3 protein-coding genes are annotated in these 1,882 nt (G+C 73.6%); all 3 read right to left on the reverse strand.

Annotation, left to right across the window (positions count from 1 at the left end; all coding sequences use genetic code 11):
* On the reverse strand, positions 1 to 181 hold a 181-nt coding region (locus FJ251_15995; protein ID MBM4119202.1), incomplete at its 3' end, for a hypothetical protein.
* Positions 182 to 300: 119 nt separating this feature from the next.
* Positions 301 to 1,140 carry a 4-hydroxybenzoate octaprenyltransferase gene (locus FJ251_16000; protein MBM4119203.1) on the reverse strand — a complete coding sequence of 280 codons (840 nt, stop codon included), beginning with the start codon at positions 1,138 to 1,140 and terminating at the stop codon, positions 301 to 303.
* Between the two features lie 65 nt (positions 1,141 to 1,205).
* Complete coding sequence (locus FJ251_16005) at positions 1,206 to 1,847, reverse strand: UbiX family flavin prenyltransferase (GenBank protein MBM4119204.1); 642 nt, start codon at positions 1,845 to 1,847, stop codon at positions 1,206 to 1,208.
* Between the last annotated feature and the right edge of the window lie 35 nt (positions 1,848 to 1,882).

Here is a 1,882-nt window from a genome sequence, read left to right on the forward strand (position 1 = left end):
CGCGGAAGAACTCCACGGCGGGGATCAGGGCGGCGTCGAGTTCGCCGTAGCGGAGGCGGTCGGCGAGGGCGCTGGGACTTGCATAGACGAGCTCGACTTCGGGGCTGCGGCTCTTCTCCAGGCCGCGGGTGAGCGGCAAGGTGTTCACGAAAGCGATGACCCCGACGCGCAGCGTGCCCATTGTCCCTCCCTGGCCTGTTCACGAGTCCGCCGAGAACTCGGCGGCGCCAGGATAGGCAGGCCGGCCCGATCCGGCAAGCGGTGATTCTGCAGTTGGGGCGTGGCCGCGCGGGGCCGTGTTCAGCCGAGCAGGATGGCGAGCGCGCCGGCCGCGAAGACCGTCACGCCGACCCAGCTGTTGAGGCGGAAGAAGGCCAGGTCGATGCGCGCGAGATCGCCGCCCCGCACCACGCGGTGCTCCCAGAACAGCAAGATCGCGGCCAGGAGCAAACCGCCGCGGAAGGGAAGCCCGAGGCTCTGCTGCTCGCCGAGCAGGGCCAGCGCGGCGAGCATTGCCAGGTGACAGAGTGCCGCGAGCCGCAAGGCGCCCTGCGCGCCGAGGCGCGCGGCGAGGGAGTGCAGACCCCGCGCGCGGTCGAAGGCGGCGTCCTGCAGCGCGTAGATGAGGTCGAAGCCGGCCACCCAGAGCAGCACGGCGGCCGCGAGCAGCCAGGGCGCGCCGGCCAGGGTGCCGCGCACGGCGACCCAGGCGCCGATGGGCGCGATGGCGAGCGACAGCCCCAGCCAGAAGTGACTCGCCACGGTGAATCGCTTCGCGTGCGAGTAGCCGAGCAGCCAGGCGAGGGCGAAGGGCGCGAGCTTGCCGGCCAGGGGCCCGAGCAGCGTGGCGAGGGCCATGAACAGCGTCGCGTTGACGATGATGAAGCCACCCACCCAGGCGCGGTTGAGGAGGCCTGCCGGCAGGTGGCGGCCCGCGGTGCGCGGGTTCTCGGCATCGAGCCGGTGGTCGACGAGACGGTTGTAGGCCATGGCCGCGCTGCGGGCCGTCACCATGCAGCCGAGGATGAGCGCGAGCGCGCGCCAGCCCGGCCAGCCGGGGGGCGTGGCCTCGCGCGCGGCGAGCATCGCGCCGAAGAGCGCAAAAGGCAGCGCGAAGAGCGTGTGCGGGAAGGCGATCATCGCGAGCACGGCGTGCAGGCGGCCGGCGAAGCCGCGGGGCGCCGCTGCGGCGGGGGCTGCCCCGCTCACGCGGGCGGCACCTCGCCCCAGCCGGGCTGCGGCGAGCGGCCGCCGAGGCCGAGCTGGCCGAGAATGCGCGCGACGATGAAGTCCACGAGCTGCTCCACGCGCTCGCTGCCCTGGTAGAAGCCGGGGCTGGCCGGGAGGATCACCGCGCCTGCGTGGGTGAGGCGCAGCATGTTCTCCAGGTGGATGGCGCTGAGCGGCGTCTCGCGGGGGACCAGCACCAGGCGACGACGCTCCTTGAGGCAGACGTCGGCGGCGCGCGTGATGAGGTTATCGCTGGCGCCGCATGCGATGCGGCCCAGCGTGCCCGTCGAGCAGGGCACGATGACCATCGGGATGTCCCGCCCGCTGCCGCTGGCGGCTGCCGCGGCGAAGTCGGCCAGCCCGTGGCGGCGCACGAGCGGCCCGCCGTCGGCGGCCTTGCCGAGCGCATCGCCGGCCGCGGGCGCGCGGCCGTAGACGCGGGCCAGCTCGTCCGCCGCGCTCGTGCCCAGCTCCACCCGGCAGAGCGCCTCGATGTTCTCGCTCAGCATCAGCTCGACGCCAACCCCGGCCTCGGCGAGCAGGCCGAGCAGGCGCCAAGCGTAGGGCGTGGCGCTGGCGCCGGTCAGGGCGACGATGATGCGGGTGGGTTCTGGCATGCGGACCTCCAGGGGAGAAGATACCACAGCCTGGC

Source organism: bacterium (genome assembly GCA_016873475.1).
In the GTDB taxonomy this organism is placed as follows: domain Bacteria; phylum Krumholzibacteriota; class Krumholzibacteriia; order JACNKJ01; family JACNKJ01; genus VGXI01.

Bases quoted from the DNA above. Each gene is read 5' to 3' on its own strand.
- FJ251_16000 (MBM4119203.1), bottom strand. From the start codon at position 1,140: ATGATCGCCTTCCCGCACACGCTCTTCGCGCTGCCTTTTGCGCTCTTC.
- FJ251_16005 (MBM4119204.1), bottom strand. From the start codon at position 1,847: ATGCCAGAACCCACCCGCATCATCGTCGCCCTGACCGGCGCCAGCGCC.